Raw genomic sequence first — 22175 nt, 5'->3', positions numbered from 1 at the left:
TGGTGGTGGGAGCCGCACTGGTTGAGAGTGCAACTACTGTCGCACGGAACCTCCCGGGCTGTCCGGCCATTCCCGGCTGCGCAGGGACCAAGGGCCCCCGTGCGGGGGACCTGCTGCAGCCCCGGGCCGGCGGTCGATCGGGCATCGTGGGGACATGCCGACGTTCCTCTGGGTGCTCATCGTCCTCGCCGTCTGGGTCACGGCCGGCGTCGTCGCGGTCGTGGTGCTGCTCGGCCGGCAGGGGCACCGCACCGGGCGGTGGTGGCTGCCGGGGGTGGTGCTCGGCCCGCTCTTCCTGCCGATCGCGGCAGAGCGGGGACGCCACGGTGTGGTCGTGCTGGACCGCCGGGCGGCGCGCGGCGGTGACCCGGAGAAGCCGGGGCCGGGGCGGACCATCCTGGTCGCGGTCGACGGGTCGCGCGAGTCCGACCAGGCGGTCCGGGACGCGGCCCGGCTGCTCGGCGGGGCGGGGACTCGGTTCGTCCTGGTCACCGTCGTCGACCCGGACGTCGCCGAGTTCGACGACGCCGACGTCCGGGCTGCGGCGCACGACCTGCTGGCCGAGCGGGCACGCTGGCTGGGCACCGACACCGAGCCGGTGCTGGAGATCGGCTGCGGCCGGCCCAGCCGGGTGCTGGTCGACGTGGCCCGGACCGAGAGCGCGGACGTGCTGATGCTGGGCCGCCGGGGACGGGGCCTGTCGCAGCGGGTGCTGGGCAGCGTCGCGGAGCAGGTGGCCAGGCAGGCCACGACGCCGGTGCTGCTGGCCGGCCCGCCGGAGGCGGGTGGTCAGAGCGAGGGTTCCGGGGGTGAGGGTGTGCGGCAGGCTCAGCCCAGCGGGTCGACCGCCGGGTAGGAGTCGACCGAGGCGGCCAGCCGGGACAGCGCCCAGTCGCCGTCGCCGAGCAGGTGGTCGATCGCGACGAGCCGGCTGGTGCAGTGGCCCACCGAGTACTCGGCGGTCACGCCGATGCCCCCGTGCAGCTGGATCGCCTCCTCGCCGATGTGCCGGCCGGCCCGGCTGACCTGCAGCCGGGCGCGGTCCGCGGCGGCGACCACGTCGCCGTCGGCGTCGACCACCAGGGTCGCCCACAGGGCCGTGCTGCGCGCCAGCTCCAGAGAGACGTACATGTCCGCCGCCCGGTGGGTCAGCGCCTGGAAGCTGCTCAACGGAACGCCGAACTGCCGGCGCGTCTTCAGGTACTCGGCCGTGGTGGTCAGCGCGGTCTCCATCGCGCCGAGCGCCTCGTGCCCGTACGCCACCCGGGCCCGGGCCAGGGCCTTCTCGACGGCGGCCGCCTGGTCGGCGGGCCCCTCGCCGAGCGGCTCGGCCGGGGTGCCGGCGAAGGTGAGCTTCGCCGAGCGGGTGCCGTCGTGGTTGCGGTGGCCGGTCCGGGTCAGCCCCTCGGCGTCACCCGGCACCAGGAACAGCCGGGTCGTGTCGCCCACCCGTGCACTCACCACCAGCAGATCGGCGCGGGCGCCGTTCGGCACCGGCTCCTTGACCCCGGTCAGTGTCCAGGCACCGCCGGCCCCGTCGTCGGCGCGGCGCGCGGTGACCGACCGGGCCACCGGCTCCCACCGGGTGCCGATCTCGGCGTGCGCGAAGGCCGGCAGCAGCCGACCCTCGGCGAGCGCGCCGAGCACCTGCGCCCGCTGGGCGTCGCTGCCCAGGTCGGCCACCAGCCCGCCGGCGAGGACGACGGCCTCGACGAAGGGCTCGGGGGCCAGCACCCGGCCGATCTCCTCGGCGACGATCGATACCTCGACCGGGCCGGCGCCCATCCCGCCGTCGGCCTCGGCGAACGGGAGCCCGAGGACACCCATCTCGGCCAGCCGGCCCCAGGTCTTCTCGTCGAAGCCGGGCTCGGTGACGACCACCGCCCGGCGCTGCTCGCTGTCGCCGTACGCGCGGCTCAGCAGCGCTCGTGCCGCCTCGCGGAGGGCGTTCTGCTCGTCGTCGTAGCTGAAGTCCACGGTCAGGTCACAGTCCCAGGATCGAGCCGGCGATGATGGTGCGCTGCACTTCGTTGGAACCCCCGTAGATCGAGACCTTGCGGTGGTTCAGGTAGTGCGGTGCGGCGACCTGGGCCCACTCGGGGACGTCGGAGTCCGCACCGGTGAACGAGGCGACCGACAGCGGTCCGGCGATGTCGACCAGGAGCTCGGTGGCCGCCTGCTGCAGCTCCGAACCGCGCAGCTTGAGCACCGAGGACGCCGGGTGCGGTTTGCCGTCGGCGGAGTTGGCGACCACCCGCAGCGCGGTCAGCTCCAGGGCGAGCAGCTCGTTCTCCAGCTCGGCGATCCGGGCCCGGACGTAGGGGTCCGTCGCCAGCGGGGCCCCGTTGACCGTGATGCCGCGGGCGTGCTCCTTGGCGTCGATGAGCATCCGCTTGGTCGAGCCGATGCGGGCGATGCCGACCCGCTCGTTGCCGAGCAGGAACTTGGCGTAGTCCCAGCCGCGGTTCTCCTCGCCGACGAGGAACTCCCCCGGCACCCGGACGTCTTCGAAGAAGACCTCGTTGACCTCGAACCCGCCGTCGAGCAGCTCGATCGGCCGCAGCGTGACCCCGGGGGAGTCCATCGGGAACAGCAGCAGCGAGATGCCGCGCTGCTTCTTCTCCGCGGTCGGGTCGGTGCGCACCAGGCAGAAGATCCAGTCGGCGTGCTGCGCGAGCGTCGTCCAGGTCTTCTGACCGTTCACCACCCAGTCGTCGCCGTCGCGGACGGCGGTGGTGCGCAGCGAGGCGAGGTCGGAGCCCGCGTCGGGCTCCGAGAAGCCCTGGCACCACCAGATGTCGAGGTTGGCGGTGGCGGGCAGGAAGCGCTCCTTCTGCTCCTGCGAGCCGAAGGTGGCGATGACCGGGCCGATCATGCTGGCGTTGAAGGCCAGCGGCTCGGGGACGCCGGCCAGCTGCATCTCCTCGCGCCAGATGTGGCGCTGCAGCGGCGTCCAGTCCCGGCCGCCCCACTCGACCGGCCAGTGCGGCACGGCCAGGCCCGCCGCGTTGAGGACCTGCTGGGCCTCGACGAACTGCTCCTTGGTCAGCTCGCGGTGGGCCACGACGGCCTCCCGGATCGACTGCGGCACCGAGGTGGTGAAGAAGGTGCGCAGCTGGTCCCGGAACGCCTCGTCCTCCGGTGACAGGTGCAAGCGCATGGGGCCCCATTCCCGACGGCGGCTCTGCCGTCTGTGACGTGGATCCCAACATCCCACACCGGCTACCGGCGGGTAACCGGGGGGCTCCCCGGGCCGTCCGGCGCGGACGACGGGAGCCGGCCGGTGGCGGTGACCACCCGTGCTCGGGCGCCGGCGCACCCCGCCCGAAGGGGGGAACCGGCCCCGGATCGGCTGGAGCCCCGATCACCGGAGGACGAAGGTGGGCGCAGGACGCGGCACCGCGTCCGGGGCGGAGCGGGGGACGACGTGGCAGCGAGAGCACCGGTGGCGGGCGACCAGCCCTCGCCGGAGGTGGTCGCCGCCGTCTTCCACGGGGTCTCGGTCAGCTCCTCCAGCGCCATCCTGGTCGTCGAGCGCACCGGCGGTGCGACGCGGGTCGGCTGGAGCAACGAGAAGGCCGTCGCGTTGCTCGGCTACGCGCAGGAGGACCTGCGGGCGCTCCCGGTCGATCAGCTGCTCCCCTCCCTGCGGGGCGGTGAGCTGCGCCTGCTGCTGCGCCGGGAGCGCGCCGTCGTCATGACCCTGCCGGTGCGCTGCGCCAGCGGCGAGTCGCTCGAGTGCTCGGTCTCCGCGGTGCCCGCGCCCGGCGGCCGGCGCTGGACCATGCGGCTGGGGGCCACCTCGAACGAGGCCGAACGCGCGCTGCGCGCGACCGCCGACGCGCACGAGCGGCGCTTCGCCACCCTCACCGAGCGCTCGCCGATCCCCACGCTCCTCTCCGAGCAGGGGATGCGGCTGGCCCACGTCAACGACGCCTTCTGCGCGCTGGCCGGGCAGCAGGCCGAGGAGCTGCTGGGCACCGGCTGGCTGGACGTCGTCCACCCCGACGACCTCGACGAGGTGATCGAGCAGGCCACCGGGGTGCTCCTCGGCGGCGAAGGCAGCGACGGCGACGGCAGCGAGGGGGAGGCGCAGGCGCGGCTGGTCCGCCCCGACGGGACCGAGCTCACCACCGTCATCCGCTTCGCGCACCTGTTCACCCCCGGTGTCGGCGCGGGCTTCGTCGGCACCATCGAGGACATCACCGACCGGCTGGCCTTCGAGACCCGGCTGGCCCACCAGGCCAACCACGACCCGCTGACCGGGCTGCCCAACCGCACGCTGCTCGCCGACCACGTCAGCACCTGGTTCGTGCCCGGCGCCGACAGCCTGGCCTGCATCTTCCTCGACCTGGACAACTTCAAGGTCGTCAACGACTCCCTCGGCCACGCCGCCGGTGACGAGCTGCTGGTCGAGGTCGCCTCGCGGCTGCGGGCCACCGTGCGCCCCGGCGACCTGGTCGCCCGGTTCGGGGGTGACGAGTTCGTCGTCGTCTGCCAGCAGGTCAGCGAGGCCGACGCGGTCGCCCTCGCCGAGCGGATCGGGGCGCAGCTGCGCCGGCCGGTCCGCCTGGGCGGCGTGGACCTCCGGCCGCAGGCCAGCGTCGGGGTCACCGTGCAGACCGCCGAGCACCAGGCCGCGGAGGAGCTGATCCGCGACTGCGACATCGCCATGTACCAGGCGAAGTCCGGCGGCAAGGGCCGGATCACCGTGCTGGACTCCGACGCCCGGGCGAAGGCCCGGGACAAGCTGCGGCTGGTCGCCGAGCTGCGGTCGGCGATCGAGCGGCGCGAGGTCACCCTGATGTACCAGCCGATCTTCGACGCCGTCGTCGGCACGGCGACGTCGGTGGAGTCGCTGGCCCGGTGGCAGCACGCCGAGCGCGGGTCGATCAGCCCCAGCGTCTTCGTGCCGCTGGCCGAGGAGAGCGGCCTGGTCGCCGGCCTCGGGCTGCTGGTGCTCGACGAGACCTGCCGCCAGCTCGCCGCGTGGGACGAGGAGCTCGGTGCCGCGGCGCCGCGCCGGGCGCACGTGAACGTCTCCGCGCTCCAGCTGGACGACAACCTGCACGACCACGTGGCCTCCGCGCTCCGCCGGCACCGGCTGTCCGCCGACCGGCTGTCGATCGAGATCACCGAGTCGGCGCTGATGAAGGACCCAGCCGCGGCCCGCGCGGTGCTGCAGTCGCTGCGGGACCTCGGCTGCCAGATCTCCATCGACGACTTCGGCACCGGCTACTCCTCGCTGGCCTACCTGCGGCACCTGCCGGTGGACTGCCTCAAGGTCGACCGGTCCTTCGTCGCCGAGCTCGCCGACGGGCACGCCGAGATCACCTCCGCGGTGATCGCGCTGGCGCACAACCTGGGGCTGTGCACCGTCGCCGAGGGGGTGGAGACCCCGGCGCAGGCCCGGCTGCTGGCCGAGCTCGGCGCCACCTACCTGCAGGGGTTCAGCCTGGCCGCCCCCCTGGCCGCCGCCGAGGCGACCGCCTGGTTCGCCGCGGCCGCCCAGCGGTGACCACCTCGCGCGAGCCCGGTCCCCGCCCGGCCCGCCTTCCCCGACCCGCCAGACCTGGAGCCGTCGTGACCACCCCCCTCGCCGCCGCGCCGACGTTCGACCTGGAACGCGTGCTGGCCAGCATCGACACGATGGCCGCGCAGCGTCCCGTGGCCGCGCAGATCGTCTCGGTCGCCAACTCCGACCAGGCCAGCGCCAAGGAGCTCTCCCGCATCCTCAGCGCCGACGTCGCGCTCGCCGGCCGGGTGATGAAGCTGGCCAACTCCGCCTTCTACGGGATGCGCGGACGGGTGACCTCGCTGCAGTTCGCCGTCACCGTGATCGGCTTCGCCACCGTGCGCACCATGGCCACCGTCGCGCTCACCGACCTGGACGACGAGTCACGGCTGCCCGCCGACTTCTGGGAGCTCAGCACGAACGTCGCGCTGGCCGCCTCGACGCTGGCCCCGCGGTTCGCCGAGCGGCCGCAGGACGCGCTGTGCCAGGGGTTGCTGGCCCAGATGGGCGTGGCCCTGCTGCACCACAACGACCCGGAGGACTACGCGGAGCTGTGGGCGAGCCACCGCTCCTTCACCGGCCGGCGCGCGGCGGAGGTCCAGCGGTACGGCATCTCCGCGCTGCGGCTGACCGCGGTGGCGCTGGAGCAGTGGGGCTTCCCGCCGGAGATGGTCACCCCGCTCAAGCAGGTCGACGACCTCGGGTCGTTCGCCGGGGCCCTGCTGCGCGCCGCCTTCGAGGTCGGCGCACGCCTGACCGACGACGATCACGAGGAGCAGAGCATCACCGGGCTGACCTGCGGGCAGCTGCGCGAACGCGACGTGTTGCCGATCCTCTCCCAGGTGCGCGTCGACGCCGAGGAGCTGCGCAGCGCGCTGATCGGCTGACGGGCCGCGCGGCTGACGGGGCCGGGCGCCGCGCGCCGGTCGGGGGGACAGTGGAGGGCGTGTACGACTCCGCCTCCTTCGATGCCGACTTCATGGCCCTGCTGGCCCGCGAGGTGCTGCGCGAGCGCGCCGGTGCGCTGATCGCCGAGGCCTGCGCCTGGGCGGTGGGGCTGTCCGACCAGCCGCACCACCTGCGGGTGCGCGGCCGGGTGGTGAGCACCGGGCTGACCATCGGCGCCCGGGCGGTCACCGGGCAGCCGCTCTCCGGCGAGGAGGACGGTCGGCTGGAACTGGGCGACGCCCGGCCGGGCAGCTTCCAGGACGCGCTCAACGCGGTGACCGCTGACGGCACGCTGGTGGCCGAGCGGTTCGACCGCGAGGTCATCGAGCCGTTCGCCCTGGAGACCTGCGTGCTGGCCGCCGAACGTGCCCGGGACACCCGCGCGGCGGCGTGGGCCGAGCTGCTCGACGAGCTCGGCGAGGACGGCCGGGACCTGGTCGAGGTCGTCCGGGTGGGGGAGTGGGAGGCGTCGTTGCGGATCGACGCCGAGCACCTCGTGCTCGCCGCCCTCGGCAGCGCGCCGCTGGTGCAGGTGGAGGCCGAGGGGCTGCCGCTGTCGCTGGTCCGGGCCGCGGAGGCGGTCACCCGCGCGGCCGCCCCCGCCCCGCCCGCGCCCGACCCGGCGCGGGACGACCTGGCCGGTGCGCTGTTCCTGGCCGAGGCGGCCGTCCGGGAGTCCGAGCTGACCCTGCCGGTGCCGCCGGCCCAGGCCGACCGGCTGCTGGAGCTGCTGCTCGCCGAGGGGCTGCTCCCCGAGGAGGTGCCGACCCTGCTCGCCTCGCTGCCGGTCGAGCCGGCCACCGCCGCGGAGGTGCGGGCGACGGTCGCCACCCTCGGCCCGGGTCTGTGACCCGCGGGCACCCGGACCGCGGGGTCAGCGCGCCGGCAGCCGCACCACGTCGGCGGTGACGCCACCGGCGTCGTCCAGCCGGGACGGCGCCGGGCTGTCGTAGACCACCAGCAGCCGGGAGTCGTCGCCGGGCAGCAGCCCGATGCCCTCGGCGTGGTCGTCGCCGACGCCGAAGGGCAGGTCGACCTCGCGGGTGAGCTGCTCGCCGCGCACCACCTGCGGCGTCTCGGCGGTCAGCGCCCCGTGCCAGCGGAACACGTGCACCGGCCCGTCGAGGTCCATCGTCGGGCCGGTCAGCACCAGCAGGTCCTCACCGTGCGGGCACAGGTCGCGCACACCCAGCCCGGCCAGGTCCAGCACGTGCTTGCGGTACCGGCGGCCGTCGGCGAACGGCTGGAGCAGCAGGCGCCCGGGCTCCGCCGGGTCCGGCTCCGGGTGCAGCTCCAGGACGACGGCCCAGCCGCGCAGCACCGGCCCGCGCAGCCCCAGGTACACCCGCTCGTCGGCCACCGCGATGCCCTCGACGTCCAGCCCGTTGTCCTTGCCCGGGAGGGGCAGGAACGGGGCGAGGTGCTCGTCGTCGGCGAGCAGGTCGCGCAGGTCCGGGCCGCTGGCGCCGAAGACCGCCGCGGTGTGCCGGGTGCCGTCGACGGTCAGCTCGGGCACCGGGGTCGGCAGCCCGTCGACCTCGGTGACCGGCAGCCGCACGATCACCTGCCGGTTGACCTGCCCGGTCACCGTCGCCAGCCGGCGCAGCGCCTTGTCGCCGTCGTGCTTGTCCTTGATCCGCTTGCGCCGCAGGCTGTGCGACCCCACCGCCCACAGGAAGTGGCCGGCGCGGGCCAGCCCCTCGACGTCGGCCTCCTCGTCCTCGGCGCCGGGGAGGTCCACGAGGTCGGCCAGCCGGAAGGTGGTCTCGTCGCCGTAGCCGGTGGGGTGCACGGGGTCGTCGGCGACGAGCCGCTCGATCGTCGCGGTCTCGTCGCCGGCGACCCACAGCACCGGGCCGTCGCTGCGCACGGCGGAGAGGTTGGTGTGGGTCTGCGCCGCGCGGGAGGCAGAACCGAAGGACAACCGGACGGTGCGTTCGACGGTCACACCGGTCAGCCTGGCACGCCGGCCCCGCCGCGGGGGTACGGCCACGGCAAGCGGCGCAGGGAGAAGCCGCCGATCGGCGAGCTCGTCGGCTGATCCGGGGCCGGACGGGGCGAGCGCCACAGCCGTTTCCCGGTTCGCCGTCGCGCCGGCGGGCATGGACGCCCTCGGACGATCGGCGAGACGAGGGGTGCAGCGGGATGGCGGAGCAGGGCAGCGTGTTGGTGACCGGCGCGGGCGGGGTGATCGGCGCGCACGCCGCGGCGGAGTACGCGAAGCGACCGGGGTGGCGGGTGCGCGGCGTCAGCCGACGCGCGCCACGGGAGGCAGGCTGGGAGCACCTCGCCGTGGACCTCCGGGACGCCGACGCCACCCGCGACGGGCTGGCCGCGGCCGCCGACACCACCCACCTGGTGTTCGGCGCCTACGCCGAGCGGCCCACCGCGCGGGAGCTGTCCGAGGTCAACGTCGGGATGCTCCGCTCCACCCTCGACGGGCTGGCGGCCGCCGGGGCGCCGCTGGAGCACGTCACCCTCTACCAGGGCGGCAAGGCCTACGGGGCGCACATGGGGTTCTTCAACACCCCGGCCAAGGAGAGCGACCCGCGGATCATCCAGCCGAACTTCTACTACGACCAGGAGGACCTGCTCCGCCAGGTCGCCGCCGAACGCGGGTTCCGGCTCACCGTGCTGCGCCCCGAGGGCGTCATCGGCTACGCCGTCGGCAACCCGATGAACCTGCTCATGGTCATCGCCGTCTACGCCGCGATCAGCAAGGAGCTCGGCCAGCCGCTGCGCTTCCCCGGCAGCCTCGCCGCCTACGACGCCCTCTACCAGGTCACCGACGCCGAGCTGCTGGCCCGCGCCACCGTGTGGGCCGGGAGCGAACCGGCCGCCGACGGCGAGGTCTACAACGTGACCAACGGCGACCAGCTGCGCTGGCGGCACCTGTTCCCGGCCTTCGCCCGGGCCTTCGGCATGGAGTCGGCCGAGCCGCAGCCGGTGCCGCTGGCCGAGGCGATGGCCGGCCGCCGCGACGTGTGGGAGCGGCTGGTGGCCCGGCACGACCTGGTGCCCACCCCCTACGAGGACCTGGTCGGCTGGGAGTTCGGGCAGTTCATCTTCACCAGCGGCTTCGACAACGTCAGCTCCACGATCAAGCTGCGCCGGGCCGGGTTCGCCGACTGCCTGGACACCGAGGACCGGTTCGTCGAGCTGTTCGAGCAGCTCGCCGCCCGGAAGGTCATCCCGCCGCTGCGCTGAGCCCGCGCACCGTCACCGGCGGCGGAGGGCTCCGGTGACGGTGCGCAGCAGGCCGCGCCGCGGAGGCGGGGCGGGCACGTGCACGGTGCCCGGCGGCAGCTCCGCGGCGGTGAGCAGCGGCAGCACCGCCGCGGGCAGCCGGAGCAGGTCGGCCAGCTCGGGCAGGTGCGCGAGCGGGTCCGGCGCCGGCCGGGCCAGCAACGCCCGCAGCTCCGGCTCGAGCTCGGGCCGGCCGGTCGCCCGGGCGGCGATCGCCGGCTCACCCAGCTCCCCGGCGCCGGACGTCGTCCAGCTGTGCGCGGTGACGACGTCGCCGCGGTGCAGCAGGACGAACCCGGCCTCCGGCCCCGACGGGTCGGCCCAGAGCAGCACCGCCCCCGGTGCCCCCGTGCCGTGCCCGAGCGCCCGGGCCAGCGCCCCGGCCGCCGGCACCCCGCCGGTGAAGACGGTCCGGCCGCCCGGCTCGGGGGTGAGCCAGCCGCCCTGCCCGGTGGCCTGCAGCAGCGCCGCCGCCGTGGCCGGGTCCACCGGCGGCAGCAGCACCGCACGGCGGGTCGGCAGGGGGGCGGTCGCCGGGGGCGGGGCGTCGTCGGTGCCGGTCACCGGGCCATGATCGCCCAGCAGGGGGACGGGCCGGCCGGACGTCCGGCTTGAGCACCGACCGCGCCGGTGCTATGAGAGATCACGGGAGCGATGCGAACCGTGGCCCGGCGCCCGGTGTGCCGCTGCCCCGGACAGCGTCGTCCGTCCACTGGTCCAGTAGTCCTTCGCGGAGGATCCCTGTGCTGGTCGACACCCAGAAGACCGTCTCCCCGCCGGCGCCCGTCCTGCACGCGGTGCCCAACGGCGGACCCACCCCCGAGCGGACCGGCGCGCCGCTGCGGGTGGCCCTCGTCGCGCCGCCCTACTTCGACGTCCCCCCGGGTGCCTACGGCGGCGTGGAGGCCGTCGTGGCCGACCTGGCCGACGCGCTGGTCGACCGGGGGCACGACGTGACCCTGCTGGGCGCGGGCCGGGACGGCACGCGCGCCCGGTTCCGCCCGCTGTGGCCGACGGCCGTCCCCGAGCGCCTCGGCGAGCCCGCGCCGGAGGTCGTGCACGCGGCCGCGGCCCGGCGGGCCCTCCTGGAGCTGGCCGACACCGAGGGCCTCGACGTGGTGCACGACCACACGCTGGCCGGCCCGCTCAACGCCGCGGTGCTGGGTGCCCGCGGCGTCCCGACCGTGCTGACCGTGCACGGCCCGGTCGACGCCGACGCGGAACGGCTCTACCGGGACCTGGGCGCCGACGTCGGTCTGGTCGGCATCAGCCACCGGCAGCGGGAGCTCGTGCCGGACCTGAACTGGCTCGGCGTCGTGCACAACGCCCTGCGCCTGGCCGCCTGGCCGTTCGCCGCCGACAAGGGCGACCACGCGCTCTTCCTCGGTCGCTTCCACCCGCAGAAGGCGCCCCACCTGGCCCTCGACGCCGCGCACGCGGCCGGGCTCCCCCTGGTGCTGGCCGGCAAGTGCCAGGAGCCGATCGAGAAGGAGTACTTCGAGCGGGAGGTGCGGCCCCGCCTGCGCGACACCGACCGGGTGGTCGGCGTGGCCGACGCGGTGACCAAGCGGGAGCTGCTGCTGGGCGCGCGCTGCCTGCTGTTCCCGATCCAGTGGGAGGAGCCCTTCGGCATGGTGATGATCGAGGCCATGGCCTGCGGGACACCGGTCGTGGCGCTGCGCGGCGGCGCCGTCCCCGAGGTGGTCGACCACGGGGTGACCGGGCTGGTCTGCGAGACCCCGGCCGACCTGCCCGCCGCGCTCGACGCGGTCCGGGACCTGGACCCGGCGGCCTGCCGGGCCCGGGTGGCCACGCACTTCTCCGCCGAGGCGATGGCCCGCGGCTACGAGGCCGCCTACCGGCGGGCGCTGGCGGTGGCGACCGGGCCGGCGGCCACCGGCCGGCACCTGGGGGAGGTGGGCTGAGGTGACCGACGGGCCGCTCAACGCCACCGAGCCGGTGCGGATCGGTGCCGACGGCGGGCTGGTCACGCTCGTCGACGGCTCGACCTTCTGCCTGTCCACCGCCACCGGCGACGTCGTGCCGGGCGACGTCCAGGGGCTGTACTTCCGGGACGCCCGGGTCCTCTCCCGCCTCGAGCTGCGCCTGGACGGCGGCGTGCCGCAGCCGCTGTCCGTGCAGCCGGAGGAGACCTACGGTGCCCGCTTCGTGCTCCGCCGTCCCCCGGCGGGTGGTCGGGCGGACAGCACGCTGCTGCTGGTCCGCGAGCGACTGGTAGCCGACGGTCTGCGCGAGGTGGTGACGCTGCAGAACCTGGGGGCCGAGGCGACGACGGCGACCCTGACGCTCTGGCTGGGCGCCGACTTCGCCGACCTGTTCGCGGTGAAGGCCGGCCGGGCCGACGCCGGCGAGGTGATGGCGCAGGTCGAGGGCACCGCCCTCGTGCTGGCCGGTCGCGACGGGGAGCGCGGGCTGCGGGTCAGCGCGACCGGCGACGTGGTGGTCACGCCGTCGGCGTTCACCTGGCGGGTCGTCGTGCCCCCGCGCGGGCGCTGGTCGACCGAGGTCACCGTGCAGCCGGTGCTGGAGGGCCGGCTCGTGCCGCCCCGGGTGGACCGCGGGCAGGGGATGGACACCAGCCGCCCGGCCCACCAGCTGCGGGAGTGGCGGCGCGCGAGCACCGCGGTCACCGCCGACCACCCGGTGCTGGCCGAGGTGCTGCGCCGGACCGAGGACGACCTCGGTGTGCTGCAGATCCGTGACCAGCTCGGCGACCGGCCGGTGGCCGCCGCCGGCGCACCGTGGTTCATGACCCTCTTCGGCCGGGACAGCCTGCTCACGGCGCACATGGCGCTGCCGTTGGAGAGCTCGCTGGCGCTCGGCACGCTGGAGACGCTCGCCCGGCTGCAAGGACGCCGGGTCGACCCGCTCAACGAGGAGGAGCCCGGGCGCATCCTGCACGAGCTGCGACTGGGTCCCGACCGGGACAGCGCGCTGGGCAGCAGCCGGTACTACGGCACCGTCGACGCCGCGCCGCTGTTCGTCTCGCTGCTGACCGAGGCCTGGCGCTGGGGTGCGGCGGAGGACGAGGTGCGTGCGCTGCTGCCGGCCGCCGACGCCGCGCTGGAGTGGATGGACCGGTACGGCGACCGGGACGGCGACGGCTTCCTGGAGTACCAGCGGGCCACCGACCGGGGGCTGCTGAACCAGGGCTGGAAGGACAGCTTCGACGGCATCAACGACGCCGCCGGCCGGCTGGGTGAGCCACCGATCGCGCTCGCCGAGGTGCAGGGGTACGCCTACGCCGCCCGGCTGGCGCGGGCCGACCTCGCCGAGGCGTTCGGCGACCCGCTGACCGCCTCCCGCCTGCGCCGGCGCGCCGCCGAGCTGAAGGACGCGTTCGCGGAGCGGTTCTGGCTGCCCGACCGCGGCTGGTTCGCCGTCGCCCTGGACCGGGACAAGCGGCCGCTGGACGCGCTGACCAGCAATGCCGCCCAGTGCCTCTGGAGCGGGATCGTGACCGACGAGCACGCCGCCGTGCTGGTGCAGCGGCTGGCGGACGCCGCGATGGACAGCGGGTTCGGGCTGCGGACCCTCGCCGAGGGCATGGGCGCCTACAACCCGATGAGCTACCACAACGGCTCGGTCTGGCCGCACGACACCGCGCTCGCGGTCGCCGGGCTGGTCCGGTACGCGCACCTGCCCGGGGCGGTCGAGCTCGCCCAGCACCTCGCCGACGGGCTGCTGGACGCCGCGGCGGCGTTCGGTGGGCGGCTGCCGGAGCTGTTCTGTGGGTTCAGCCGGGCCGAGTTCGACCCACCGGTGCCCTACCCGACCTCCTGCTCGCCGCAGGCCTGGGCCAGCGCGGCGCCGCTGCTGCTGGTGCGGGCGCTGCTGGGGCTCGAGCTCGACGTGCCGCGCCGCCGCCTGGCGCTCCGGCCGCGGCTCCCCGGGTCGTGGGGCCGGGTGGTGCTCGACGGGCTCGACCTCGGGGGCGCGCAGCAGGTCCGCATCGAGGCGGTGGGGGACCGGGCGGAGGTGACCGGGCTGCCCGACGGCTGGACGGCCGACGGGCTCCGGCCGGCCGAGCCGGCGCCGGCCCGCTCCGCCTGACCCGCTCCGCCTGACCCGCTCCGCCTGACCCGCACGTGCGAACGGGCCAGGAGCTCCGAGCTCCTGGCCCGTTCGCACGTGCCGATCGGGCTGTACCGATCAGGGTGTGGCAGCTGATCAGCTGCTGATCGCGATCCGACGAGGCTTGGCCGCCTGGGACTTCGGCACCCGGACGGTCAGCACGCCGTCGTGCAGGTGCGCCTGCACGCTGTCGGCGTCGACGTCGCCGGGCAGCGTCACCGAGTACTGGAAGGCGCCCACGCGTCGGGTGCGCCGGTGCAGCACCCCGGTGCGCTCCTTCTCCTTGACCTCACCGGAGACGGTGAGCACCCGGTCCTGCAGCTGCACGTCGACGTCGTCGCGGGCGACGCCGGGGAGCTCCAGCTCCAGCGACCAGGCGTCGTCGGTCTCCTCCAGGTCGGCAGAGGGGACCCAGCGGTCGACCACCCCGCCGAGCTCGGACTGCCAGAGCGTGGTGAACCGGTCGTAGAGCTCGTCGAGCTCACGGAAGGGGTCGCGGGTCGCCATGCTCCGCGACCGGGACAGGACGGGCAGTGCCATGGTGGCCTCCTCTCGTGTTCGGTGCCCTTCGTCGGACACCCCATATAACTTGTAGTCGTCGCTGTAGATTCCCGATCGGCTCAGGAGAGCTCGCCGTCGAGCCAGCGGGAGACCCGGTCGGCCGGCTGTGCGCCGACCATCCGGGACCGCTCCTGCCCGCCGGTGAACAGTGCGATTCGTGGGGATGCCCCGCACCCCCAGGCGTGCGCTGACGCCGGGCGCCTCGTCGGCGTCCAGCTTCACCACCTTCAGCCGGCCGGCCCGTTCGCGGGCGAGCTGCTCGACGACCGGGGCGAGCACCCGGCACGGGCCGCACCAGGGCGCCCAGACGTCGACGAGCACCGGCAGCGGGCTCTCCCGCACGGCGGCGTCGAAGTCCGCGTCGCCGGCGTCCACCAGCCAGGGCAGGTCGGCGTGGCACGCCGGGCAGCGCACCCGGCCCCGGGCGGCCACCGGCACCCGGGCGCGCCGTCCGCAGCCCGGGCAGGTGGTCACAGCAGACCGTGGCGTGCCAGTGCCCACTGCAGCTCCCGGGGGGTCGGTTGCTCGAGCCACTCGCCGCCCACCTGGACGACCGGGTTGCGGAGGTCCCCGCCGGTCATCCAGCGCAGCCGGCGCCGGGCGGCGGGGTCCAGGTCGAGGTCGACGTAGCGGTAGGGGATCCCGGACCGGTCCAGCAGGCGGCGGGTCATCTGGGTGATGCCGCACCAGCGGTTCCCGTAGACCACCACCGGCGCCGTCGCCGTCGCCGCTCCGGCCGGGGTGATCGGCGCGCCCAGCGCCGTGGTCAGATAGGGGGTGCTCATTGCCTCCTCCAGGGGTGTCAGGGTGTTCTCGGGCCGGGCTCAGGCCGTGTCGGGCCGGCCGGTGACCTCGTCGAGCGCGTCGAAGAGCTCGTAGACGTCGGGCAGGTGCTCCACCCGGGGCGAGACGTGCGCGTACCGGATGACCCCGTCGCCGTCGACCACGTACAGCGCCCGGTCGCTGAAGCCGTCGGAGTCCCGCCAGACGCGGTACCGGCGAGCGACCTCGCCCTTGGGGTGGAAGTCCGACAGCAGCGGGAAGCCGATGCCCCGGACCGCGGCCCACGCGCCGTGGCTGTAGATCGAGTCGGCGGAGATGCCGATCAGCTGCACCCCGCGCCGGGTGAACTCCTCCCGCTCCTGCTCGTACAGCTCCAGCTGGCGGCTGCAGCCGGGGCTCCAGTCCAGCGGGTAGAAGACCACCACGACCGGACGGCCGCGCAGGTCGGCCAGGCGCACCGGGTGGCCCTGGCTGTCGGGCAGCGCGAAGTCCGGTGCCGGTGTGCCCACGGGCAGGCCGGTGGACTCCGCGGCCCCCGTCATGGGCGGCGCCGTCAGGTGGAGGTCCGCGACGTCCTGGAGCGTCGGGCCGGAGCTCCCCGGTGGTGTCGGCGGGGCCGGCTGCCGGGCCAGTTCGTGGACCATCGCGTGCAGCACCGACAGGGCGTCGGTGACGGGGGAGTCGTCGAGCCGGTCACCCAGCTCGGCGAACCGCTGCTCCAGCTCGGCCAGACGCGGCGACGGGCCGAGCTCGACCGCCGACGTCGTCATGTGACCCACCTCCTCGTCCCGCGCGCGGGACAGGTCCGGACGGTGCGGGGCACCCGGCGGATCTCCTGGCCGGAGGCCGGGGTGGACGGGGCGTCGCGCCTCGCGTCCCGCCGGCCGCCGCGGTGCCCGGCATGGCTGTCAGTCGCATCGGTGTGCAGTTGTGCTTCGCCGGTCGCGGTGGCGTCCGGCCGCCGGCCGGGGTGGACGCTCCGCAGCAGGCGTCCCGATCGGCCACCGTCGAACCCGACGCCCCGGAGAACTTGCAGTCGCCACTGGAAATTCCCGGCGTCGCCGGTTCGTTGAGCAGGGCGACGCACGGAGGTCCGCGACCGGTCCCGAGGAGGGGGGGCGTACGCACGTGGTGGCGAGCGTGGAGTGGCTGGAGACCGACCACTACCGGGTGCTGGGTGTCCCGGAGACCGCCACCGACCAGGAGATCACTGCTGCCTACCGGCGGCTGGTCCGGCGGTTGCACCCGGACACCAACCCCGACAGCGGGGACGGCGCGGCGTTCCGGGAGGTGGCGACCGCCTACGAGGTGCTCCACGACCCGACCAGGCGCCGTGAGTACGACGAGCTGCGCCGGCCGCCCCGCCGCACCGGCCCCGGGACCCGCCCGGGTGGTGTCCGCGGCCAGGGACAGCGGATCCGGGTGCACCGGACCGGCGACGGCGCCGGTCGTCGCAGCGCCCGGGCCGGAGACGGCGCGTACTCCGGTGACCTCCGCGGTGACGTGTTCGGCCGGCGGCCGGGCGCGGGGCCGGGCCGCCCCCGCCGGGGCCGCGACCTGCGGGCCGAGGTGACGCTCGGCTTCGAGGAGGCCGTCCGCGGCGCCACCCGCCGGCTCGAGGTGGCCGAGGAGGTCCCGTGCGCCGTCTGCGCAGGGACCGGGAGCGGCCCGGCCGCCGGCCGGGCGTGCCCCGCGTGCCTCGGCTCCGGTGCGCAGCGCCGCACCCGCACCGTGGTGGTCCGCCTCCCGGCCGGGGTCGCCGACGGCCAGTCGGTCTCCCTGCCCGGCCGTGGGGGTCCGGGGGCGGACGGCGGTCCACCGGGGGACCTGCGGGTCCGGGTGCGGGTCGAGCCGCACCCGGTGTTCGGCCGGCAGGGCGACGACCTGACCGTCACGGTGCCGGTCACGTTCCCCGAGGCGGCGCTGGGCGCCGACGTGCCGGTGCCGACCCTGGGCCGGCCGGTGACCGTGCGGGTGCCGCCCGGCACCCAGCCCGGCGCCACCCTGCGGGTCCGCGGACGAGGCGTCCCGACCGCCACCGGGGCCGGTGACCTGCTGGTCACCGTCCGGGTCGAGGTGCCCCGCCGGTTGGACGAGGACCGGCGCGCGGCGATCGAGGCGCTCGCGCGCCTCACGCCGCCGGCGGCGCGGGACCGGATCGCGGACTGACCCGAGACCCGGGACAGCCGACCACCAGCTCCAGCTCACCCACCAGATCAGCTCATCCACCAGGAGGTATCCCACCGATGTCCCACGCGTTCGAACCCCAGCGGTGGACGCGACGCAGCCAGGAAGCGGTCCAGGCAGCGGTCGAGCGAGCCCGGGCGGACTCACACCCGGAGGTGACCCCCGACCACCTGGTCGCGGCGCTGCTGGCCCAGGAGGACGGGGTCGTGCTGCCCCTGCTGCAGCGGGCCGGCGTGCCGCTGCCCGCGGTCCGCGACCGCGTGCAGGAGCAGCTGGACCGCCTGCCGCACGCCTACGGTTCCGAGGCACAGCTGGGCCGCGAGCTGCGCGAGGTGCTGCAGCGCGCCGACGGCGAGCGCGAGCAGCTGGGCGACGAGTACCTGTCCTCCGAGCACCTGCTGCTGGCCACCGCCGACCGACTCGGGGTGCCGCGCGAGCAGCTGCTCGGCGCCCTGCAGCAGGTCCGGGGCAGCCACCGGGTGACGTCGCCGGAGGCCGAGGACCAGTACCAGGCGCTGGAGAAGTACGGCCGCGACCTCACCGAGGAGGCCCGCGCGGGGACGCTCGACCCGGTCGTCGGCCGGGACGAGGAGATCCGCCGCGTGGTCCAGGTGCTGTCCCGGCGCACCAAGAACAACCCGGTCCTCATCGGTGAGCCCGGTGTCGGCAAGACCGCGATCGCCGAGGGGCTGGCCCGGCGGATCGTCGAGGGCGACGTGCCGGAGAGCCTGCGCGGCAAGCGGCTGATCGCCCTGGACCTGGCGTCCATGGTGGCCGGCGCGAAGTACCGCGGTGAGTTCGAGGAGCGGCTCAAGGCGGTGCTGCAGGAGATCGCAGACGCCCAGGGCCAGGTGATCACCTTCCTCGACGAGATGCACACCGTGATCGGCGCCGGCTCGGCCGAGGGGTCGATGGACGCGGGCAACATGCTCAAGCCGATGCTGGCCCGCGGGCAGCTGCGGATGATCGGCGCGACGACGCTCGACGAGTACCGCAAGCACATCGAGAAGGACCCGGCCCTGGAGCGGCGGTTCCAGCAGGTGCTGGTCGGTGAGCCGGGCGTCCAGGACGCCGTCGCGATCCTGCGGGGGCTCAAGGAGCGCTACGAGGTGCACCACGGCGTGCGCATCCAGGACGCCGCGCTGGTCGCCGCCGCTGTCCTCTCCGACCGGTACGTCACCGGGCGGTTCCTGCCGGACAAGGCGATCGACCTGGTCGACGAGGCCGCCAGCCGGCTGCGCATCGAGATCGACTCCCTGCCCACCGAGATCGACGTGGTCGAACGGCGGATCCGGCAGCTGGAGATCGAGCGCGTCGCCCTCGCCAAGGAGACCGACGACGCCAGCCGCGAGCGCCTCGCCGCACTGGACGGCGAGCTGTCCGAGCTCCGGGAGCAGTCCTCGTCGATGAAGGCCCACTGGCAGGCCGAGAAGGACGCCATCACCACCATCCGCGGGCTCAAGGAGGAGCTCGAGGCGCTGCGTGGTCAGGTCGAGCGGGAGACCGACCTCACCCGGGCGGCGGAGATCCGCTACGGCCGCATCCCGGCGCTGGAGAAGCAGGTCGAGGAGGCGACCGCCCGGCTGGCCGAGCTGCAGTCGACGCAGCGGATGCTGAAGGAGGAGGTGGACGAGGAGGACGTCGCCGAGGTCGTCAGCCGCTGGACCGGCATCCCCGTCGCCCGGCTGGTGGAGGGCGAGGTCGCCAAGCTGGTCCGGATGGAGGAGGTGCTGCACGCCCGGGTCGTCGGTCAGGACGAGGCGGTGCGGGCCGTGGCCAACGCCATCCGGCGCAGCCGCTCCGGCCTGGCCGACCGCAACCGGCCGATCGGCAGCTTCCTCTTCCTCGGCCCGACCGGCGTCGGCAAGACCGAGCTCGCCCGCAGCCTGGCGGACTTCCTCTTCGACGACGAACGCGCCATGGTCCGCATCGACATGAGCGAGTACATGGAGAAGCACGCCGTCTCCCGGCTGGTGGGCGCGCCCCCGGGCTACGTCGGGTACGACGAGGGCGGTCAGCTGACCGAGGTGGTCCGGCGGCGTCCGTACGCGGTGGTGCTGCTCGACGAGATCGAGAAGGCGCACCCGGACGTGTTCAACGTGCTGCTGCAGGTCCTCGACGACGGGCGGCTGACCGACGGGCAGGGGCGCACGGTCGACTTCACCAACACCGTGCTGATCATGACCTCGAACCTGCCCGGTGACCCGGCGGACTTCTTCAAGCCGGAGTTCGTCAACCGGATCGACGAGATCGTCCGGTTCCGCCCGCTCACCGAGGCCGACATCGAGCAGGTGCTCGACATCCAGGTGCGCGGGCTGGAGGCGCGGCTGGCCGAGCGGAAGCTGGCGCTGCACCTCAGCGAGGAGGCGCGGCACTGGCTGGCCCGGCGCGGCTACGACCCCGACTACGGCGCGCGGCCGCTCAAGCGGCTCCTCCAGCACGCGATCGTCGACCCGCTCGCCCTGGAGCTGCTCTCCGGCGTCTACCGGGAGGGTGACACCGTGCACGTGGAGGTCGCCGGTGACGGCATCGTGCTGAAGTGAGCACGGACGCCACCCCCGCCGGCCCCGGCCGGCGGGGGTGGCGGACGGCCCCGGGCGGGTAGTGCCGCGGCATGCCCAGCTACCGAGTGAACGAGGCCGGCGTCCGGCACGCCCAGCAGCTCATCGACGCCGGGGAGTACGACGACACCACCGAGTGGTCCGACGCCGCGCCGTCGACCCAGGAGCGGAACTCCGAGATCGAGGACGAGGGCCGCGAGGAGTGGAGCCGCTGGTACCTCGCCGAGGACACCGACGCGGGGGAGGGCACCAAGGCCCGGTTCCGCTTCCCCCACGGCGACTTCGCGAAAGTCAACCGGGCGGCGCTGATCCACGCCGAGCAGCGGGCCTCGCAGAACGACCACGAGGAGATCCGCCGCGCGGCGAAGGACCTGCTCGACCGGCTCGACGCGAAGCGATCCTGAGACCCGGCCCGGTCCGCCGGCGCCCGGGACGGATGTCCTGGGGCGCACCTGCCGGTCCGATCCGCTCGCCCGGACCCCGAGACTCACGGGCAGACTGCGGGCACGCCGGGGCACGGACGTCCGCGGCGCGACGGTCCGCGGGCGCACCGGCGCGGCCGCCGATGACCGGCCCGGTGCGGGGAGCGCAGATGAGAGCAACCGCCGCCGTCGTCGAGCAGCCGGACGCGCCGTTCGCCATCCGGGACGTCGAGTTGGACGAGCCCGGCCCGGGTGAGGTGCTGGTGCAGGTCACCGCCACCGGCTTCTGCCACACCGACGGGCTGGCCCGGGAGGGCAACATGCCGTTCCCGCTGCCCGGCGTGCTGGGGCACGAGGGCGCCGGGACGGTCGTCGCCGTCGGTGACGGGGTCACCAACGTCCGCGAGGGCCAGGCCGTGGTCATGGGCTGGCCGTGGTGCGGCCACTGCCGCAACTGCCTGGACGGCGAGCCCCGGTACTGCCTGAACCTGGGCGAGCTCGCCTTCAGCGGCCACCGGCCGGTCGGCACCTCCGGCGTGCGCACCGCCGGCGGCGACCCGCTGGCCGGGGCGTTCTTCGGCCAGTCCTCGTTCGCCACGCACTCGCTGGCCACGGCCACCTCGCTGGTGCCGATCCCCGACGGTCTCCCGGTCGACCTCATGGGGCCGCTGGCCTGCGGGCTGGCGACCGGCGCCGGCGCGGTCTTCCACACCGCCCGCCCGCTGCCCGGGGCCTCGCTCGTCGTCTACGGCGCGGGCACGGTGGGGCTGGCGGCGATCATGGCCGCACGCAACTCCGCGGCCAGCACCATCATCGCCGTCGACCGGCACGAGTCCCGGCTGCAGCTGGCCCGCGAGCTCGGCGCCACCGAGGTGGTCGACGCCGGCGACACCGACCCGGTCCAGGCGATCACCGACATCTGCGGCGGCCCGGCCGACTTCGCCCTCGAGTGCACCGGCATCCTGCCGGTCGTCCGACAGGCCATCGACTCCGTCGGCATGCGCGGGAAGACCATCCTGATCGGCGGGGCGCCGGCCGGGGCGGAGTTCAGCGCCGACCACATGAGCACGCTGTGGGGCAAGTCGATCGTCGGCACCCTCGGCGGCAGCGGCCGCAGCGGACCGCTGATCGGTGCGCTGATGGACCTCTACGCCGCCGGCCGCTTCCCGATCGACCGACTGGTGGAGCGGTTCCCGCTGGAGCGGATCGGCGAGGCGATGGAGGCCTCGTACAGCGGCGCGGTGGTCAAGCCGGTCATCACCATGCCCGAGGCCTGAGCCGCAGCCCGACCCGGGAGTTCGGCGGACCGTCGCACGGTGGTCGACCGTGCGACGTCCGCCGGTCTACCGCGGACCGGCCGGTCGGGCCTACCGTCGCCCTCGACGGAACCCGCCAGCGCCGGAAGGGGAACGCACCATGCCGAAGACCCTGGTCCTCGCCAACCAGACCCTGGGCGGCGAGCAACTCCTCGCCGCGGTGCAGGAGCGGGTCGCCGCCGGCCCGCACCAGTTCCACGTCGTCGTCCCGGCGACCCCGGTGCAGGACCAGGCCGGCCCGCTCGGGGGCGGCCCGCCGTCGGACGAGCGCGCCTATGCGCTGGCCGCCCAGCGGCTGGACCGCGCGCTCACCGAGATCCGGGAGCTCGGTGGCGAGGTCGACGGCGAGGTCGGCGACCCCGACGCGATGGAGGCGCTGCGCCTGGCGCTGGGGCGGTTCCCCGCCGACGAGGTGATCGTCTCCACGCTGCCGCTGGGCCTCTCCCGCTGGCTGCGCGGCAACCTGCCGGCCAAGATCCAGAAGACCTGCGGCCTGCCGGTCGTCCACCTCGTCGACGACCGGGCGCACGCGGGCTGACCG

19 protein-coding genes are annotated in these 22175 nt (G+C 75.0%); 12 read left to right on the top strand and 7 right to left on the bottom strand.

What is annotated here, in order from left to right; genetic code table 11:
• Positions 1-154: 154 nt before the first annotated feature.
• A complete protein-coding gene (locus ACI79A_RS10145; RefSeq protein WP_457082627.1) occupies positions 155-856 on the top strand; it encodes a universal stress protein in 702 nt (233 codons plus the stop codon).
• On the opposite strand, the gene ACI79A_RS10140 is transcribed toward ACI79A_RS10145, so the two are convergent.
• Together ACI79A_RS10140 and ACI79A_RS10135 are read right to left on the bottom strand one after the other, a co-directional pair.
• Complete coding sequence (locus tag ACI79A_RS10140) at positions 829-1977, bottom strand: acyl-CoA dehydrogenase family protein (protein WP_457082625.1); 1149 nt, start codon at positions 1975-1977, stop codon at positions 829-831. The two genes, ACI79A_RS10145 and ACI79A_RS10140, sit on opposite strands and share 28 nt — an antisense overlap.
• 7 nt (positions 1978-1984) lie before the next feature.
• Entirely contained in the window at positions 1985-3160 is a 1176-nt protein-coding gene (locus ACI79A_RS10135; protein ID WP_457082623.1) for an acyl-CoA dehydrogenase family protein, read from the bottom strand.
• Between the two features lie 267 nt (positions 3161-3427).
• On the opposite strand from ACI79A_RS10135, the gene ACI79A_RS10130 reads away from it, so the two are divergent.
• From ACI79A_RS10130 to ACI79A_RS10120, 3 genes are all read left to right on the top strand, one after another.
• Complete coding sequence (locus ACI79A_RS10130; RefSeq protein ID WP_457082621.1) at positions 3428-5518, top strand: putative bifunctional diguanylate cyclase/phosphodiesterase; 2091 nt, start codon at positions 3428-3430, stop codon at positions 5516-5518.
• A gap of 65 nt (positions 5519-5583) precedes the next feature.
• Positions 5584-6402: an HDOD domain-containing protein gene (locus ACI79A_RS10125; protein ID WP_457082619.1), complete on the top strand. Its 819-nt coding sequence runs from the start codon at positions 5584-5586 to the stop codon at positions 6400-6402.
• A 59-nt stretch (positions 6403-6461) separates the two neighbouring features.
• Positions 6462-7313: a hypothetical protein gene (locus tag ACI79A_RS10120; RefSeq protein WP_457082617.1), complete on the top strand. Its 852-nt coding sequence runs from the start codon at positions 6462-6464 to the stop codon at positions 7311-7313.
• A 24-nt stretch (positions 7314-7337) separates the two neighbouring features.
• Here the strand turns inward: ACI79A_RS10120 and ACI79A_RS10115 are convergent, their stop codons facing one another.
• On the bottom strand, positions 7338-8411 hold the full coding sequence (locus ACI79A_RS10115) for a DUF3616 domain-containing protein (RefSeq protein ID WP_457082615.1): 1074 nt from the start codon (positions 8409-8411) through the stop codon (positions 7338-7340).
• Positions 8412-8608: 197 nt separating this feature from the next.
• On the opposite strand from ACI79A_RS10115, the gene ACI79A_RS10110 reads away from it, so the two are divergent.
• Positions 8609-9670 (top strand): SDR family oxidoreductase, encoded by a 1062-nt coding sequence (locus ACI79A_RS10110; RefSeq protein WP_457082613.1) that lies wholly within the window; start codon positions 8609-8611, stop codon positions 9668-9670.
• A 12-nt stretch (positions 9671-9682) separates the two neighbouring features.
• Here the strand turns inward: ACI79A_RS10110 and ACI79A_RS10105 are convergent, their stop codons facing one another.
• The gene (locus ACI79A_RS10105) at positions 9683-10273 is read right to left on the bottom strand and encodes a hypothetical protein (RefSeq protein ID WP_457082611.1); all 591 of its coding nucleotides are present in this window, start codon (positions 10271-10273) and stop codon (positions 9683-9685) included.
• Between the two features lie 179 nt (positions 10274-10452).
• On the opposite strand from ACI79A_RS10105, the gene ACI79A_RS10100 reads away from it, so the two are divergent.
• Positions 10453-11634, top strand: a complete 1182-nt coding sequence (locus ACI79A_RS10100) for a glycosyltransferase family 4 protein (RefSeq protein WP_457082609.1) — start codon at positions 10453-10455, stop codon at positions 11632-11634.
• Between the two features lies 1 nt (position 11635).
• On the top strand, positions 11636-13783 hold the full coding sequence (locus tag ACI79A_RS10095; RefSeq protein WP_457082607.1) for an amylo-alpha-1,6-glucosidase: 2148 nt from the start codon (positions 11636-11638) through the stop codon (positions 13781-13783).
• Between the two features lie 117 nt (positions 13784-13900).
• Here the strand turns inward: ACI79A_RS10095 and ACI79A_RS10090 are convergent, their stop codons facing one another.
• The 3 genes from ACI79A_RS10090 to ACI79A_RS10080 are packed head-to-tail and all read right to left on the bottom strand — an operon-like array spanning position 13901 to position 15918.
• Positions 13901-14839 (bottom strand): Hsp20 family protein, encoded by a 939-nt coding sequence (locus tag ACI79A_RS10090; RefSeq protein WP_457082605.1) that lies wholly within the window; start codon positions 14837-14839, stop codon positions 13901-13903.
• Complete coding sequence (locus tag ACI79A_RS10085) at positions 14836-15150, bottom strand: glutaredoxin family protein (protein WP_457082603.1); 315 nt, start codon at positions 15148-15150, stop codon at positions 14836-14838. Before ACI79A_RS10085 ends, ACI79A_RS10090 begins: the two co-directional genes overlap by 4 nt.
• Positions 15151-15189: 39 nt before the next feature.
• Positions 15190-15918 (bottom strand): redoxin domain-containing protein, encoded by a 729-nt coding sequence (locus ACI79A_RS10080; protein ID WP_457082601.1) that lies wholly within the window; start codon positions 15916-15918, stop codon positions 15190-15192.
• Between the two features lie 370 nt (positions 15919-16288).
• On the opposite strand from ACI79A_RS10080, the gene ACI79A_RS10075 reads away from it, so the two are divergent.
• The 5 genes from ACI79A_RS10075 to ACI79A_RS10055 all read left to right on the top strand — a co-directional run bounded on the left by ACI79A_RS10075 (position 16289) and on the right by ACI79A_RS10055 (position 22172).
• Entirely contained in the window at positions 16289-17317 is a 1029-nt protein-coding gene (locus ACI79A_RS10075; RefSeq protein WP_457082599.1) for a DnaJ C-terminal domain-containing protein, read from the top strand.
• A 77-nt stretch (positions 17318-17394) separates the two neighbouring features.
• Entirely contained in the window at positions 17395-19878 is a 2484-nt protein-coding gene (locus tag ACI79A_RS10070; protein WP_457082597.1) for an ATP-dependent Clp protease ATP-binding subunit, read from the top strand.
• 71 nt (positions 19879-19949) lie between these two features.
• A complete protein-coding gene (locus ACI79A_RS10065; RefSeq protein WP_457082595.1) occupies positions 19950-20300 on the top strand; it encodes a hypothetical protein in 351 nt (116 codons plus the stop codon).
• A 188-nt stretch (positions 20301-20488) separates the two neighbouring features.
• The gene (locus ACI79A_RS10060; RefSeq protein WP_457082593.1) at positions 20489-21595 is read left to right on the top strand and encodes an NAD(P)-dependent alcohol dehydrogenase; all 1107 of its coding nucleotides are present in this window, start codon (positions 20489-20491) and stop codon (positions 21593-21595) included.
• A 139-nt stretch (positions 21596-21734) separates the two neighbouring features.
• The gene (locus ACI79A_RS10055; RefSeq protein ID WP_457082591.1) at positions 21735-22172 is read left to right on the top strand and encodes a hypothetical protein; all 438 of its coding nucleotides are present in this window, start codon (positions 21735-21737) and stop codon (positions 22170-22172) included.
• Positions 22173-22175 lie beyond the last annotated feature (3 nt).

Source organism: Modestobacter sp. SYSU DS0657, assembly GCF_054050925.1.
Note: the sequence above shows the minus strand (reverse complement) of the source record. Positions and strands in the feature narration are given on the sequence as shown.